At 50.5% G+C, this 14,601-nt stretch carries 15 protein-coding genes and 1 pseudogene; 11 read left to right on the plus strand and 5 right to left on the minus strand.

Annotated features, from left to right (window positions below):
• Nucleotides 1-40 precede the first annotated feature (40 nt).
• The 7 genes and pseudogenes from R6U67_RS10700 (at nucleotide 41) to R6U67_RS10730 (ending at nucleotide 6,127) form a co-directional block, all read left to right on the plus strand.
• A complete protein-coding gene (locus tag R6U67_RS10700; RefSeq protein ID WP_410252532.1) occupies nucleotides 41-961 on the plus strand; it encodes a ribonucleotide reductase N-terminal alpha domain-containing protein in 921 nt (306 codons plus the stop codon).
• Nucleotides 962-1,085: 124 nt separating this feature from the next.
• The gene (locus R6U67_RS10705; RefSeq protein WP_410252533.1) at nucleotides 1,086-1,805 is read left to right on the plus strand and encodes an HNH endonuclease signature motif containing protein; all 720 of its coding nucleotides are present in this window, start codon (nucleotides 1,086-1,088) and stop codon (nucleotides 1,803-1,805) included.
• Between the two features lie 122 nt (nucleotides 1,806-1,927).
• Complete coding sequence (locus R6U67_RS10710) at nucleotides 1,928-2,020, plus strand: hypothetical protein (RefSeq protein WP_140409130.1); 93 nt, start codon at nucleotides 1,928-1,930, stop codon at nucleotides 2,018-2,020.
• A 327-nt stretch (nucleotides 2,021-2,347) separates the two neighbouring features.
• Nucleotides 2,348-3,616, plus strand: a pseudogene (locus tag R6U67_RS10715) (ribonucleoside-diphosphate reductase subunit alpha); the annotation flags it as partial.
• Nucleotides 3,617-3,945: 329 nt separating this feature from the next.
• Complete coding sequence (locus R6U67_RS10720; RefSeq protein ID WP_410252534.1) at nucleotides 3,946-4,353, plus strand: ribonucleotide-diphosphate reductase subunit beta; 408 nt, start codon at nucleotides 3,946-3,948, stop codon at nucleotides 4,351-4,353.
• 107 nt (nucleotides 4,354-4,460) lie between these two features.
• Complete coding sequence (locus tag R6U67_RS10725) at nucleotides 4,461-5,354, plus strand: HNH endonuclease signature motif containing protein (protein WP_410252535.1); 894 nt, start codon at nucleotides 4,461-4,463, stop codon at nucleotides 5,352-5,354.
• A 116-nt stretch (nucleotides 5,355-5,470) separates the two neighbouring features.
• A complete protein-coding gene (locus tag R6U67_RS10730) occupies nucleotides 5,471-6,127 on the plus strand; it encodes a ribonucleotide-diphosphate reductase subunit beta (protein WP_410252536.1) in 657 nt (218 codons plus the stop codon).
• A 46-nt stretch (nucleotides 6,128-6,173) separates the two neighbouring features.
• Here R6U67_RS10730 and R6U67_RS10735 read toward each other — a convergent pair whose 3' ends face one another.
• From R6U67_RS10735 to R6U67_RS10745, 3 genes are all read right to left on the minus strand, one after another.
• Nucleotides 6,174-7,295: a GNAT family N-acetyltransferase gene (locus R6U67_RS10735; RefSeq protein WP_410252537.1), complete on the minus strand. Its 1,122-nt coding sequence runs from the start codon at nucleotides 7,293-7,295 to the stop codon at nucleotides 6,174-6,176.
• 10 nt (nucleotides 7,296-7,305) lie between these two features.
• Nucleotides 7,306-8,592: an aminotransferase class I/II-fold pyridoxal phosphate-dependent enzyme gene (locus tag R6U67_RS10740; RefSeq protein WP_410252538.1), complete on the minus strand. Its 1,287-nt coding sequence runs from the start codon at nucleotides 8,590-8,592 to the stop codon at nucleotides 7,306-7,308.
• Nucleotides 8,593-8,678: 86 nt separating this feature from the next.
• Nucleotides 8,679-8,813, minus strand: a complete 135-nt coding sequence (locus R6U67_RS10745) for a hypothetical protein (RefSeq protein WP_410252539.1) — start codon at nucleotides 8,811-8,813, stop codon at nucleotides 8,679-8,681.
• 207 nt (nucleotides 8,814-9,020) lie between these two features.
• Here R6U67_RS10745 and R6U67_RS10750 point away from each other — a divergent pair, with 207 nt between their 5' ends.
• Nucleotides 9,021-10,205 (plus strand): MFS transporter, encoded by a 1,185-nt coding sequence (locus R6U67_RS10750; protein WP_410252540.1) that lies wholly within the window; start codon nucleotides 9,021-9,023, stop codon nucleotides 10,203-10,205.
• A 7-nt stretch (nucleotides 10,206-10,212) separates the two neighbouring features.
• Here the strand turns inward: R6U67_RS10750 and R6U67_RS10755 are convergent, their stop codons facing one another.
• Both R6U67_RS10755 and R6U67_RS10760 read right to left on the minus strand, forming a co-directional pair.
• Nucleotides 10,213-10,773 (minus strand): pentapeptide repeat-containing protein, encoded by a 561-nt coding sequence (locus R6U67_RS10755; protein ID WP_410252541.1) that lies wholly within the window; start codon nucleotides 10,771-10,773, stop codon nucleotides 10,213-10,215.
• A 193-nt stretch (nucleotides 10,774-10,966) separates the two neighbouring features.
• Nucleotides 10,967-12,556 (minus strand): photosystem II high light acclimation radical SAM protein, encoded by a 1,590-nt coding sequence (locus tag R6U67_RS10760; protein ID WP_410252542.1) that lies wholly within the window; start codon nucleotides 12,554-12,556, stop codon nucleotides 10,967-10,969.
• Nucleotides 12,557-12,966: 410 nt separating this feature from the next.
• On the opposite strand from R6U67_RS10760, the gene R6U67_RS10765 reads away from it, so the two are divergent.
• The 3 genes from R6U67_RS10765 to R6U67_RS10775 all read left to right on the plus strand — a co-directional run bounded on the left by R6U67_RS10765 (nucleotide 12,967) and on the right by R6U67_RS10775 (nucleotide 14,521).
• Nucleotides 12,967-13,386, plus strand: a complete 420-nt coding sequence (locus R6U67_RS10765) for a DUF1830 domain-containing protein (protein WP_410252543.1) — start codon at nucleotides 12,967-12,969, stop codon at nucleotides 13,384-13,386.
• A gap of 149 nt (nucleotides 13,387-13,535) precedes the next feature.
• Complete coding sequence (locus R6U67_RS10770; RefSeq protein ID WP_410252544.1) at nucleotides 13,536-13,982, plus strand: DUF4079 domain-containing protein; 447 nt, start codon at nucleotides 13,536-13,538, stop codon at nucleotides 13,980-13,982.
• Nucleotides 13,979-14,521: a hypothetical protein gene (locus R6U67_RS10775; protein WP_410252545.1), complete on the plus strand. Its 543-nt coding sequence runs from the start codon at nucleotides 13,979-13,981 to the stop codon at nucleotides 14,519-14,521. The genes R6U67_RS10770 and R6U67_RS10775 overlap by 4 nt, the downstream gene beginning before the upstream one ends.
• The last annotated feature ends 80 nt before the right edge of the window (nucleotides 14,522-14,601 follow it).

Below are 14,601 nucleotides of genomic sequence, written 5' to 3' on the forward strand. Positions count from 1 at the left end.
GACGATTGAAACCACTGTGAGTAGAGCTAGTACAGCACTTATGACGACAGTCCCCATACACTCAACCTTAGAACTCAACGCCATTGCCACCCAAGCTGCCAAGATTTCCGTCATTCGCCGGGATGGCTCGTCCACCCCGCTCGATGTCACGAAAATCCGGCGTGTGGTCAACTGGGCCTGTGAAGGACTTGAGGCCAGTCCCATCGCCCTAGAAGCTGGACTCACCGCTCGTCTGCGGACTGGGGTGACGACACGGGACATTCAAAACAACCTCATTAGCTGCGCCCTAGAAATGTGTTCGCCTGGGGAGCCGGATTGGCGCTATGTCGCGGGACGACTCCATATCTGGAGCCTGTGGAAAGACACCCTTGTCAGTCGGGGCTATCAATATGGTGACTACGCTCGTACAGTGTTCGCCAAGGTGCAATCCCAGAGTTATGACTCTCGTATTCTGACGTACACCTTGGATGAACTGCAAGCGGCCTCAGAGTGGATTAACCCGGACTGGGACATGGACTACGACTATGCCGGGGCAGTCTTGCTGACGAAACGCTATCTGTTGCCCGACGAACTCCCCCAGGAAGCTCTGCTCACCTGTGCCTTGTTGTTGGCCTCCGTCGAGGCTCCGGGTGAGCGTCTGAAGTGGGCCAAACGCTTCTATGAAGCCATTGCCACCCGTAAGGTTTCTCTCGCCACCCCGATTTTAGCGAATCTTCGAGTTCCCGGCGGCTCCCTCTCCTCCTGTTTCATCGCCGACATGGATGATAACCTCGAAAGCATTTTTGAAACCATCACCGACACGGCCCGCATTTCCAAAAATGGCGGTGGGGTTGGAGTCAACGTCAGCCGCATCCGCGCCACCGGCTCTTGGGTGATGGGCAAACCCAACGCCTCGGGTGGGGTGATTCCTTGGATTAAACTCCTCAACGATACGGCGATCGCAGTCAATCAGGGTAAATAATCTGCCCCTTCCGTCAGCAATGGCGGTAGCAAACTCCTCTAATTGCTGGGAACTCTCTAAATGTCAACCAATTAAAATAGTTTTGGTGCTATAACAGAGACAACCAGCAGCCAAGGGAGTAATCATGATTCCACGTAAATGGTCAGAACAGGAGGTTCAATACCTAAAAGATAACTACCTTTCCTTAACAGCAAGACAACTAGCGGAAGATTTAAATAGGGGATATGACGGCGTAAAAAAGAAAATGAAGACGGAAATCTACGATAAAAACGAAACTCTCGGCGTTGACGCGCTTCCTGGGTTTCGCGTAGTTCCCGCTTCTCCTTTACACGCTGTGAACTCTGAGGGCATAGTTTTACGCATCCGCACCCATAAACCAATTAAACCCAGCTTAAATAAAAAAGGGTATTTGCAAGTATGTTTGCAAGGTGCTAAATCTTACCGCATCCACCGTCTAGTCGCAGAGCTGTTTATACCAAATCCTGAGCAAAAACCTCAAGTTAACCATATTGACGGCAATAAGCTCAATAACTCGGTAGAAAATCTTGAATGGGTGACGAACCAAGAAAACAAAGATCATGCTATTAGCAATGGTCTTTGGGATAACATTTCGGAGAAGATAGCCGTCCGACAGAAAGGCGCAGGTAACAGCAGCGCCAAGCTCTCAGAGACGGATGTTTTGGACATTTACGAACGGTTGAGAAACGGAGAACCTGTCGGTGAAATAGCCAAGTTCTATGGTGTAAACCATAGTAATATCAGTGCTATAAAATCCGGCAAATCCTGGGGTCATCTGTATCATGATTATTTCAAGGTTCAACGACCAGAGCGTGATGGCTCGTAGCCTCAAGTGAGGCGAAATGGGGAGGCTCCTTACGGGAGTGTGATATGGTCTGATCTATCTGGTGACAGGTAGCAGTTGCCGAAAGGTAACGGGCTAAGACTAACGACCTTAGCTGAACGTAAATGGGACGACGCGCCGGCGCAGTCACGGTAAGCCTAGATAGTTGGCACTTAGACATTCCTGAATTTCTCGAATGTCAAACAGAGAATGGTTAATGTTTAGCCCGTTATGTCAGTAATGGCATAATTGCACCCCCTGAATTGCTGGGAACCCCTAAAGCTGTCCTAACCACAACATAGCTAGAAATAGCAAGTGTGACGGTCGAAAATAGAGCAGATGTAACAATGGGCAATCAGCAGCCGAGGTTCTCTAAGATGAATCAGGTTCAACGACTATTCCGTCAGGAAGTACATTCAAGCGAATGGAAGTAGGGGGAATCCTAGATCTAGGATTAAGATATAGTCTGGTCTTACGCGAAAGTGTGAGTCGTCCAAACTGGACAGTCTTGACGTAGCGAATCAAGATGAACACAAACGGATCAACGACGCAAAGCCTACGATATTTTTCCTCAATTCGTCATCAGTGATGAGTTTATGCGGCGGGTTGTCAAAGCGGAAACCTGGACGTTGGTTGACCCCTATGAAGTGCGGGATAAACTTGGCATTGAACTGGCTGAATTATGGGGAGAAGCATTTGAAGCAGCTTACCGGGATATCGAAGCCAGCTTAGGAGACACCATTACGCTTTACAAACAAGTCAAGGCGCGGGACTTGTTTAAGCACATCATGCGGACTCAAGTCGAAACCGGGATGCCCTATCTCTGGTTCAAAGACACCGCCAACCGCGCCAATCCGAATAAACACGAGGGTTATATTCCAGGAGGAAATTTATGTCAGGAATCCTGGTCTAATGTAAAACCGGGGACAGAGGCCCATTGTTGCAACCTCGATAGCCTTAATCTCGCCAACATTGACGCCAAGGAACTCCCCGAGATTTGTGAAATTGCCGTTCGCATTCTCGACAACACCATCGAGATTACACAAACCCCCTTCGCCGCCAGCGAAACTCACAATGATAAATATCGCACCATTGGCGTTGGGGCCATGGGATTAGCCGATTGGCTCGCCAAACGGAAACTCTCCTACAGCCATATCGAGGAGATTGACCATCTCTTTGAAGATATCGGTTATTATTGCACCGAAGCCTCCATGAAATTAGCACGGGAACGAGGCGCCTATGCGGCATTTTCTGGGAGTGAATGGAGTCGGGGACATCTGATTGGCGCTAAACCCGTCGCCTGGTTTGATGAGCATTCTCGTCATCCCCAACGCTGGCAACAGCTTTCCCAGGATATTCAACGCCATGGGATTCGTAACTCTCATATTACGGCGATCGCCCCCAACACCTCCTCCTCCCTGGTTCAAGGCTGCACCGCCAGCATTCTCCCCACCTACAGCCGCTTTTTCTACGACAAATGGGCCAAAGGAACCGTTCCCATTGCGCCGCCTTATATTAAGGATCGCTTCTGGTACTACACGGAAAACAAATCCATCCCTCAAACCCAAGTCGTAAAAGCCGTGGCGACGATGCAGCAATGGATTGATACAGGGATTTCCATGGAGTTGATGTTCAACCTCAATGCTGGGATCTATTTCCCCGATGAGCCGGAACGCAGCATTAAAGCTAAGGATATTTTTGAAACCTTAGTCTTGGCTTGGGAGTCCGGTTGTAAGGCGATTTACTACATTCGCACCGTTCAGAAGGATAATTTCAAAGAATCCGGAGATGGCTGTGTGTCTTGTGCGAATTAAATCGCGAGTCTAGCTTGATTATCTAAGGCGTACTTCGGTACGTCTTTTTTTTGTGAAAATCTCCAAAATAAATCAACCAAAATAAATGGGTCTTCAGGATATCGGCTGAAATTGGTTGCATGGGATACCAAATTGTAGGGGCGAAAAATTTCCCCTCCTGGGAGGGGTTGGGGTGGGTTATGCCCCTACCGCAACGGATGTAATCTGCCATAAATCCTCCTTATCACCCTAAACCCAGAAGAACCAAATAAATAAAAAATTAAGGGTCTTGTTTTTTGGTAAAATTTGTTATAATTAAAATCGTCAAATGCACTCATTTTCGTACTTTTATGACCTACAGTCCAAGCACGACGCATCCATCTCGGATGCCAGTCAATCCAATTTTCAATCCCCAAGGAAATGATGACCCTGAACATCGGAGTATTTGGTTTGGGGACACCACCAACCTAATGCAACTGAACGATGTTCGCTACAACTGGGCCGTTGGCTTATATCGCCAAATGCGGGAAAATTTCTGGGTTGCTGAAAAACTCGATATTACCCAGGATGTCACCGACTATGTGAATCTCACTCTCGATGAACGGCGGGCCTTTGATGGGATTTTGTCCTATCTTACCTTTTTGGATTCTGTACAAACGGTGAATTTACCTCAGCTGAAGGTGAGTATTACCGCACCTGAAGTCTCCATGTGTATGGCAGAGCAAATCAGTCAAGAAGCTCTCCATAACCAGAGTTAACCAATAGCTCCTTCCGTCAGCAATGGCGGTCGCAAACCCCTCTAATTGCTGGGAAGTCTCAATAATATGTTAACACTGAGACAATCAGCAGCCAAGGAGCTTAAACCGTGAAACAACTACCTAGCGCCCCGGAATACTCAATATCTATTGATGGAGTAGTCAAAAAGGGAAGCCGACTTCTTAAAGTTAACACCAAAGGATGTATAAGGGTTTCTATCCGACGTAAAATGCGCCTTCTAGCAGAGCTATTAGCCGAAACCTACCTAGGAATGCCGTCAGATGGGCAGCACACCGTTTGCTACCTGGATGGCGACAACACAAACCTTTCCTTAGAAAACCTGTATTGGGTTGATCCTTGGTTTAACCAAATCCCTAAACAGACTACTCGATTTGAAGGTAAAGAGTTCTTCCGAATGGACTGGTTGGAAACGAAGCAGTATTTTATCAGCAAATCTGGTGATATACTCAACTTCTCAAAACAGAAGCTAGTTGTCTCTCAAAAAGATTCTATAGGCTATCTACGGTTCACTTACTACATTCTCAAAAAGGGGAAACGAAACAGAAAAACTATTGCGGTTCATATCGCTTGCTACAAAACCTTCAATCCAGATTTTGATTCTTTGCATCAAGAAATCAATCACAAAAACGGCGTAAAAACCGATAACCGGATTGAAAACCTCGAAGCCGTAAGTCACGCAGAAAATATGAAACACGCTTTTGATACCGGCTTGAGACAGGTTAAATACAGCCGTGACGTAGCGGGTGATATCGCATCAAAGGTTCTTTCTGGTAAATCCTGGACTGATATTTATCGGGAATACCTAGCACCAGAGTTAGGTTTAACCAAACAGCAATCTTTCTCCCTGATTAATGCAGTTGTGAACAACCAAGATGCCTATATGGATGTCAAACAAAAACACGGTTTAACTCAAGGTTCAACGACTATCTCGAAAGAGAGTACAGTGCAAGCCAATGGCACTGGAAACGGGGGGACTCCCTAAAGCAGATTAGAAACGGGAGTATGATATAGTCTGACCTACCTGGTGACAGGTAGCAGTTGCCGAAAGGCGACGGGTTGAGGAGTTGCGCCCTTAACTGAACATATGTGTATCAATACATGATTGAGACCATTATCCCCAGCGATCGCCGCTCAGCGGTTTACGATTTTTGGCGCACCGATAAGGTGTTAAAAGACCGTTGTCAGTTCATTGCTGGGCAATATCAACGCTATGTTGATAATCCTACCGTGGAAAACTACTTCATGTCCTTGGTTACTGACTACATTCTTGAAGGATTATATTTCTACAACGGATTTATTGCCTTCTACAATTTTGCCTCCCGGATGTTAATGCCGGGAAGTGCCGACATCTTCAAGATGATAAATCGGGACGAACTCAGTCATGTGCGGCTGTTCCAAAAACTTCTTCCCGAAGCCATGGCCATCTTTCCCCATTCCAAAGATGCGGTCTATGAGATGATGGACACCGCCGTTCGACATGAATGTAAATGGACGAATCACATCGTGGGGAATAACATCCTCGGGATTACGGAACACAGCACCGAACAATACACCAAATACCTGGCCAACATCCGTCTCAAAGCCATTGGCTTGAAACCTCTTTATCCCGAACCCCGCTATCAAAAGAGTCCCTACACTCACCTAGAGCGATTCTCCGATACCAAAGCCGAGGGCCACACGAAAGCGAACTTCTTTGAAGCGCAAGTCACCAGTTATGTGATGTCCTCCGGTGTTGGAGGTTGGGACGAAATCTAAACCAGTCCGCCGGGGTAAACTCATGTCGTTTACCCCGGCTGAGGTTTTAAAGCTGTTTTTCGTACACCCGATAGGTTTGAGCAATCACCCCGCCAGAGGCTTCCGTAATCCGGCGAGAGGGGTAGTTGTCTTCCCAAATCCAGGACAATTCCGCCCGCTGGTAGCCCCGTTTCTCCCCCCCTTTCATGGTTAAATAGACCAAAGCTAAGGGAACCATTTTACGGCGGTATTCGGGCAACGCACAGAGGGTAATCATGCGCGCTTGCTTAATTTGGCGGCGATACCAGAGAAACTTGAGCAATCCCCAAACATTTAGGGTTCCGTTGACCTGTTTTAAGGCGATGTTGTAGTCCGGTAGCCCCATAAAAAAGCCCACCATCTCGCCATTATCTTCGGCGATGGGGAAAATCGCGGGGTCAACAAGGGTTTTTAGCTGTTGGGCTTCTGCCAAAAAATCGGCTTCCGTGCGGGGAGTCGAACTCCAATTATTGGCGAAGGCTTGAGTAAATAACTGGTACAGACTGCGAACATCCTGTTCAAAGCCCTCCCCTTTGGTGCGAATGGGGCGGAAGGTGACCCCGGATTTGAGGGCGATGCGATAGGCTTTCTCGAACCTGTCTGATAATGGCTCCATGGGGAAATCATAGGCGTAAGCCTCTTTGGCTTTAAGCCAACCCATCTCCTCTAGCCACTGGGGATAGTAGGGCGGGTTATAGGGCATCATCATCATCGGGGGGCGACCGAAGCCCTCGACGAGAAACAGACAGTTATTGTGAGTCGAGAGGTTAACGGGGCCGCGCACCACCTCGATTTGGCGATCGCGCAGCCAAGACAACGCCGCCTCGAACAACTGTTCGGCGGCGGCGACATCCTGGACACATTCAAAATAGCCAAATAGGCCGATACGCTTACCCTCGCGGTCAATCAACCGCTGATTGACCGCGGCCACAATACGCCCGATCGCCTGTCCCTGGTCATTCAACGCCAAAAACCCTTGAAACTCCCCATAACTGAGGAAGGGGTTGTCTTGGGGGGATAATTGGGCGGCGATCGAGGCCGTCAGAGGAGGAACCCAATTGGGATCATCGCGATAGACCAACTGGGGCACCTCTAAAAACTGGCGGCGATCGCCCTCACTAGCGACTGGACGAATCGTGATCTGACCCATCTTTGTTGAGTTAGGCACTAACGGTTGCCGTCGAGGATAGCATAGCGGCTCGGGTTTCCACCATCGCTTCGACGAGGCGATCCATCTCCTCCTTCGTATGCAGAGCATTGGCTGTAATCCGCATCCGAGGTTTAGCGATAAACCAAATCGGTGAAATCCAAATCCCATAGCGATCCATCAGATGGCGGGCAAAGTATTTAGGATTAATCTCAGGAGAGAGAATCACCGGAATCACGTTTGTTTCGCCAATCACCTGGAACTCATGTTCAACCAGGCGCGATCGCAGATAACGAGTATTCGCCTGAAGCGTCTGCACCAAATCCGGATGTTGACGAACCTGACGAATGCTCTCCAAGGCCGCCGCCGTAATCGGAGGCGGTAGAGAAATCGTACCAATCGACGTCGGTGACACCGTCAGCAAATCATTCAATTCCGGACTCGGACTACTCAACGCCGCCCCCGCCGAAGCCGCAAACTTCGAGAAGGTGGTCATAATAATCGGAACCATCCCCCGCCGAATCACATCCTGGGGTGAAATCCCGAAATGGTCATAAATTCCCCGTCCCGAGGCACCAATGGAACCACTCGCGTGAGCCTCATCCATCACAATGACACTACCGGGATACTGTTCCATCACATCGAGGAACTCCGGTAATGGGGCGATATCCCCGTCCATCGAGAACACCGCGTCGGAAATCAGCATAATGCGATCGCCGGGTTTGGCATAGCGTCGCAGCTTGCGAGCGAGATCATTCACATCATTGTGGCGATAGGCCTTCACCCGAACCGTCGGGCTTTGACTGAACACCTTACCCGAGCGATTATTGGCATTAGCGACCGCCGAGATGATGCAACCGTGATTGAGGACATCACTGAGAATCAGCGTTTCTCGCGTATGTTGAAATCCAGGAATCGGGATCGCCAAATGACAGAACGCATCCATCAGGGCCTGTAACGCCATCCAGGCATTCACAAACAAATGGGTATGGGCGAGATCCTTAAACTCAGAAATTTCCTGTTCGAGTTGGCGGTGCAGATCAATCCGACCACTCAAGGCCTCACAGGAACTATTCGAAGTTCCATACTGAACAATGGCATCGATCGCCGCCTGCTTGACTTGAGGATGCTGAACCAGTCCGAGGACATCATTGGTACAGAACGTTAAAACCTTCAGTCGTCTTTGACTAACCGGCTCCTCAATATCAATCAAATTGCCCTGTTTACCGTGACAGATGTACTCATCGGGGTAAAACCCGTGTGCGTGTAACTTCTGCACATATTCTTGGATAACTTGCACTAGCTTTCTCCCCTCACCGTTGGTCTTGATAGCCGATGGGCTGCCGTTTCTAACATCTCAGTTTAATTTCCTAGATAAGATACCTGTTATTCCCGCTGACAGGCAAGACCACTGGCACGTTGCCGCGATCGCAACGGCCAACTCCCCGCTAAAATGAGGGGTTTAATCTGCCGCGATCTCAATCGAACCGCTCCCGAGCCAGGCAAAATGACATAACCCATAGATTTTCTAAGCAATCGTCCCACTATAGGATCGTTCAAGGTACAGCGATGATAGCAGGATTTGCTCCGCTTACGTCTCATCGCCATGAGGACAGTTGAGATTTTGCCAGAGTGCAATTGTGGATCGCCCGACCGATCCTCCAAAATAGGAGTCTCGGACGCGATGTGCAATGATATATCACTTTCTTTTAAGTCTGTGGAGGCAGTATGACAGATTGGGGTCAACCATTTAGCCGCGAGACACTAAGGCTATCCGTCGTTTTATGTGCCGGTTCCCTGACCACCATGGCCGGCGGAGCGATCGCCCCCGTCTTGCCGGATCTGATGCAAGAACTAAACATTGATTTAGCCTGGGGGGGAACCCTAGCCAGCTTTCACTGTCTCACCCTGGCCCTATTCAGCCCCCTCCTCGGCCTCCTCGCCGACAAAATCGGTCCCTCCCGCGTCCTCTTTCCCGCCATAACCTTCTATGGGATTTTCGGCGTCATGGGGGCCTGGATGCCCAATTTTTGGTCCCTACTCCTCGTACGGGGACTCTTGGGCATTGCCTGTGGAGGCCTAGCCGCCTCCTCACTAGGGGTCTTAGGGCGACTTTACGAAGGAGAAGCCCGAACCCGGATGTTAGGCTTTGCCACCGCCGTTCTCACCCTAACCGGCATTATCTACCCCCTCCTCGGGGGCCTAGTCGGCAATAGCCACTGGCAATATGCCTTTTATCTCAACGGTCTGGCCTTTCCCCTAGCCCTCCTCGGCCTCTACGCCTTCGACTCCCAATCCCTGGCCGCAAAATCCAGCACCTCTAAAGGCTTAGGAGGTCAACTCACTCGCGAACTCTCCCGTTTGCCCACCGCCCGACTTCTCGTCACCATGGGATTATCCTCCATCGCCATGTATGCGGTCGTGATTTATGCCCCAATCTACCTCGATCAAGCCCTCGGCTTAACCCCTAAACTTAACGGTCTGGTTCTGGCCGCCCGGGCCATCGGCGCGGCGTTAATTTCCGCCTTTGGGGCTAAACCTCTGGCGAAGGCGATCGGCTTAAACCGCTCAACCGCCCTAGGCTTTGGCGTCATGGCCGCCACCCTAGCCCCCATTCCTTGGATAACTGACTTAAGGGGAGTGCTGGTCGTCGCCGCTATTTTTGGTTTAGGCTTTGGTATCGTCTTACCCAACCTCTACAACGCCCTGGCCAACGTCTCCCCCTTTGAACTGCGAGCCAGTATCCTAGCCGTGGGTACAGGGATTAGCTTTCTGGGGCAATTTGCCTCCCCCGTTGTTCTGGGGGTAGTTTTGAACATTTGGGGCCTGGCCAGTGTCTTCTATGCCGCCTCTATCCTCACGATCGCCGCCGGACTACTCCTGTTCGCCCCCCTACCCCAACAAAGCTCTTAAACGGCTTCTAGGCCGACAAAATCGCCCCTTGAGTTCGTAAGCGAGCCTGTAACTCCGGCGTCAAGCCGATCACATGAGCGAACTGGGCCGATCGCACCTGAGTCTCACTCAGTTGAGCATCGTTGAGATTCGCCCATTTCAAATCCGCACCCGTAAAATTCGTATGGTCTAGTTTCGCATCCACCAGACTAGCCCGCATCAAATTACTGCGCGTTAAATTGGCGTAGCTGAGATTGGCGTGACTAAAATCAACGCCCCCGAGATCCGCCGCTGTCAAATCGGCCCCACTGAGATCGGCCCCTTCACAATTAGCACAGGTCAGGTTCGCCCCACTGAGATCCGCCCCACTGAGAGTGGCGCAATACAGGTTAGCCCCGATTAAGGTGGCATTATAAAACGTCGCCCCAATCAAATTGGCTCGAAAGAGATTCGCCCCAAACAGGTTGGCCCGAAAGAAACTGGCCCCACTCAAGTCAGCCCCATTGAGATCGGCACGAAACAGATCCAAATCTCGGAAGTTACGCTCGCCAGCAGCATAGCGTTCTAGTAATCGTTCAGCAGCTTCCATAATTCGTTTGATGTTATAGAGAATTTTCAGAGTCTTTTCTATTGTGACCGAGCGATCGCCCGACGCACCCGACCTGTCACGTTTCGTTAAACTCCCCGGCCCAAGATCCTCCCCAGGATCAGCAAACCCCCCAGAGTTTCGCGAAAAACTCCAGGGGGTCACCGAGTCAACCCAAACCTTTAAACCTGAACCGTCAAACCTGAACTAACGTCGTGGCGTCTTGCGGCAATTTGTCCACCATCGGCGCACTGAGAGCTTCCTCCAACTCCGCACAGCCAAGCCGTTCTTCTAAAATGTCCATCACCTCCCGGCCAAAATCATTGGGATTGCGTTGCCAGGCTTCGAGACACACCTCCCCAAAAAAGGAGCCAAGGGGTTCCGGGTTCCAGAGCAGTTTCCGAGCCGTCCAGGGCATTAAACTCATGGGATTGTATCCCGGTTTCAAGACCTCCTGCTCAAAGGCGTAGTCTTCCAAGTGGGTGTGGGGTTGTAGGCCAATAAAGAAAATAGCGGGTTCGACTTTCTCACGACCAAAAATTCGCTCCAACTCCCGGTGATAGGCGATGGTTTGGCGAATGGTCTCATAGGTCTCGTCAATGACATTAAAAGAATAGTTGACGGAGACCAAATCATTAAACCCAGCGGCTTTGAGATCGCGGCAGTTTTCCAACACCACCCGCAGGTTATACCCCATCCGCATCTTGCGGACTAACTCCTGAGAGCCGCTGGTGATGCCAATTTCAAAGTAATTCATCCCCGTTTTGACCATCAGATCACAGAGTTCTGGGGTCAAGTTATCGGCGCGAATATAAGCCGCCCAATGGATATCGTCCATCCCTGAATCCACGATTTTTTGCAGGAGTTCCATGGCATCCTGGATATAGCGGCGGGCGGGGATAAATTGGGCGTCGGTGAACCAGAAATTGCGAATCCCTCGATCATAGAGTTGGCGCATCTCAGCGACCACTTCATCGGCGGGGTTGATGCGGACTTGTTTGCCCTCAATGACGGTATAAACGCAGTAACAGCAGTTATGGGGACAACCGCGTTTAGTCTGAACGCCGATGTAAAAGTCTTGATCGAGAAAGTAATAGTCAAACTGGCTCCAAATGCTGGCAATGTAATCGTAGTTACAGGCCGTTTTTTCAATAGGAGCGGGTTTTTCGTGGATCAGACGCTCTCGGGGTTGGGTTTCGCCGGCGATGTAACAGCGTTCGTCTTGGAACTCTTGTCCCCGCAGTAGTTTTTCTAATAGGGCCTCTCCTTCGCCGACGGAAATAATACTTCCTTTGGGTAAACTGCGGCCGAGTTGCTCGTAAAAGACACTGACGGCCCCTCCTCCGACAACCACCCGGGCCTGGGGATGGTAGCGGCGGGCTCGTTTTAAGCCTTGACGAATCAGTCCCAGGTTACGCCAGAGTTCGCCGTAGTACGATCCGGCCAGGCGCAATCCCCCTAAGGCGCCTCGTAACTTGACGAGGGGATTGTCGGCATAGTAAAACTCAAAGGCATTTTGTAGCGGATTGCCACCGCGTCCGCCCACGGGAGCGTAGATTTGGATGTCTCGCCAGGAGAAGACGAGTAACTGGGGTTGGAACTCGTCGATACAGCGTTCTAGGGCGCCGTTGAAGTCTAAGGGGGGAATGGCCCCGAGATCGAAGATTCGCTGTTTAATCTCGGGGAAGAGTTTGTGTAGATGATCGGCGAGATACACCACCCCAATGGGGAAGATGGGGTTACAGGGAAGGCGGACATAGAGGACGCGATCGAGGTTGGTCGTCATAAAAACGCTTCATATATCTTTAATTTTCACCATAACATTTGTTTCCTAACCTTGCTCAGATGGGTCATCTCAGAGGACGGCTGAGAGCGATCAGGGATAAATCGAAAAAAAAAATAAAATTTTGATGCCAATTTCAGACGCCCCACGGCGGGAGTCTAGGTGCGCCAACGGGGGGATCTCGACGGAGGAGGAGGCTAGGGCTTATTTGCGGCGCGATCGCACCGATAATTGCCCCGAATATCACTAAAAGCCAGCTAATCTAGGGTTTAAGAGCCTCGGCCGCCGATGATGAGGTGATGTCTTTTTAGGGAGTTGGTATTCGCTTTTACAGCCACCTGGGATCGCTAGGTGTTAGTCTTCGGATATAACAATCGCTTTAGATTTTAACTAGACTAAGACGCTCAAACGTTATGGCTCAAATACTCGATCCCTTACCGAAGGACAGCTCCGACCCGATCCTTTGCTGTTATATCAACGCAACTAGCCAGATCCAAATCGCCCGCATCACCAATATTCAAAACTGGTACTTTGAGCGGGTTGTGTTTCCTGGACAGCGACTTGTCTTTGAGGCGATGCCCCAAGCTCAACTCGAAATCCACACCGGAATGATGGCCAGTGCGATTCTCTCGGACACCATTTCTTGCAAACGCTTGAAAGTCACGACTGAACCGGAGACAGAGGCGGAGGCAGAACCGGAGGTTAACGGTGAAAGCGATTCTACCGCAAAAGGGGATCCAGAAGATGTAAAGAATCATGAACCCTTACCCCGATCAAGTCCTAGACCGGGAACGGATGATTGCAAATCCCCGGCCCTAGCTTCGGTTGACTAGACGTTAGTTCTGGGCCGATTGCCATAACACCGAAGACTCCCCTCAGGGGCGATCGCCGCACTCACTAACGTTGTCCATCAACGTTGTGCCTCCGATCGTCCCTGTTGTCGCGGTAAAATCGAAGTCAACGCAGCTTCGGGGTTTGTATTGTGGATCTTCCGTCCTTTCTCTGGTTATGGCGCTTCGCGGCTTGGTCTATGGGACTGTCATTAGGGGCCTATGGGTTACTCGCCATCAGTGGCCTCACGCTCTGGAACGCTCGCCGTCGCCAACACCCTCGTCCCGCCTGGATTCCCCTGGCCCATCGAGGACTAGGTATTAGCCTGGTGCTGTTGGTGCTGTTTTTGCTGGCCATTGGCCTGATTGGGACGTTAGGCCATTACGGGAGTCTGGGCCATTCTTGGCATCTCCCCGCCGGATTGACGGTGGTGACCTTGGTGTTCACCTCAGCGGTGACCGGTTGGCGAATTCATCCCAAACAGCCCCAGATGCGGCGACTCCATATTACCAGCAACCTGTTGCTGGCCCTAGGCTTTCTAGCGGTATCCTGGAGTGGCTGGACGGTTGTACAAAAGTATTTGCCCCCCTCACCATGACCTCGCATTCTGACCCTTTACTATTTCGCATTTCCCCCCTGATTCGCATCACCCTGTTGGGGTTATATTTAGCATTAACGGTTCCGCTTCCTATTCTCGCCCAAGCCACCAACGCCCCCGTTCCGCCCCTAGTTCTTGGCGTGGGGTTAGCGTTGGGTTGGCTTCTGCTCTATGGGGCTTTGAGTGAACGGGTGATTCTCGATGAGTCTGGAATTGGGGTGAGTTATCCGGGCTGGTTTGCCAAGATTTTTCGTAAGGGTTGGTTCCTCCCTTGGGAATCGGTTAAGGCCTTGAAACCTAGAACCACGGGACAAGGAGGATTGGTCTATTATTTTCTCAGTGATGCCGGAGAGGGCTATTTGTTGCCGATGCGTGTGGCTGGATTCTCCCGTTTAGTCAAACAGGTGGAAGCCAAAACTGGGATTGATACCCGCGATGTGCGCCCTCTGGCTCAACCTTGGATGTATCTGATTCTTTTGGGGTTGACGCTACTCCTGGGGTTAGTGGATTTGTGGGCGATCGCCAACGCTTCACAATAGCAAAAGTTGGTCTGAATTGGACAAAAAACTGGGGAAAAGAAGGCAACAGGCAACAACAGATAGGAAGTTTTCTCTAACCC

It is taken from the genome of Sodalinema sp. (assembly GCF_046483825.1).
Lineage (GTDB): Bacteria > Cyanobacteriota > Cyanobacteriia > Cyanobacteriales > Geitlerinemataceae > Sodalinema.

What these genes read in the sequence shown, in the direction of transcription:
- R6U67_RS10720 (WP_410252534.1), top strand. Translation starts at nt 3,946, where the DNA reads ATGACCTACAGTCCAAGCACGACGCATCCATCTCGGATGCCAGTCAAT.
- R6U67_RS10750 (WP_410252540.1), top strand. Translation starts at nt 9,021, where the DNA reads ATGACAGATTGGGGTCAACCATTTAGCCGCGAGACACTAAGGCTATCC.
- R6U67_RS10700 (WP_410252532.1), top strand. Translation starts at nt 41, where the DNA reads ATGACGACAGTCCCCATACACTCAACCTTAGAACTCAACGCCATTGCC.
- R6U67_RS10735 (WP_410252537.1), bottom strand. Translation starts at nt 7,295, where the DNA reads ATGGGTCAGATCACGATTCGTCCAGTCGCTAGTGAGGGCGATCGCCGC.
- R6U67_RS10765 (WP_410252543.1), top strand. Translation starts at nt 12,967, where the DNA reads ATGGCTCAAATACTCGATCCCTTACCGAAGGACAGCTCCGACCCGATC.
- R6U67_RS10755 (WP_410252541.1), bottom strand. Translation starts at nt 10,773, where the DNA reads ATGGAAGCTGCTGAACGATTACTAGAACGCTATGCTGCTGGCGAGCGT.
- R6U67_RS10730 (WP_410252536.1), top strand. Translation starts at nt 5,471, where the DNA reads ATGATTGAGACCATTATCCCCAGCGATCGCCGCTCAGCGGTTTACGAT.
- R6U67_RS10705 (WP_410252533.1), top strand. Translation starts at nt 1,086, where the DNA reads ATGATTCCACGTAAATGGTCAGAACAGGAGGTTCAATACCTAAAAGAT.
- R6U67_RS10710 (WP_140409130.1), top strand. Translation starts at nt 1,928, where the DNA reads ATGGGACGACGCGCCGGCGCAGTCACGGTAAGCCTAGATAGTTGGCAC.
- R6U67_RS10775 (WP_410252545.1), top strand. Translation starts at nt 13,979, where the DNA reads ATGACCTCGCATTCTGACCCTTTACTATTTCGCATTTCCCCCCTGATT.
- R6U67_RS10760 (WP_410252542.1), bottom strand. Translation starts at nt 12,556, where the DNA reads ATGACGACCAACCTCGATCGCGTCCTCTATGTCCGCCTTCCCTGTAAC.
- R6U67_RS10745 (WP_410252539.1), bottom strand. Translation starts at nt 8,813, where the DNA reads ATGGGTTATGTCATTTTGCCTGGCTCGGGAGCGGTTCGATTGAGATCG.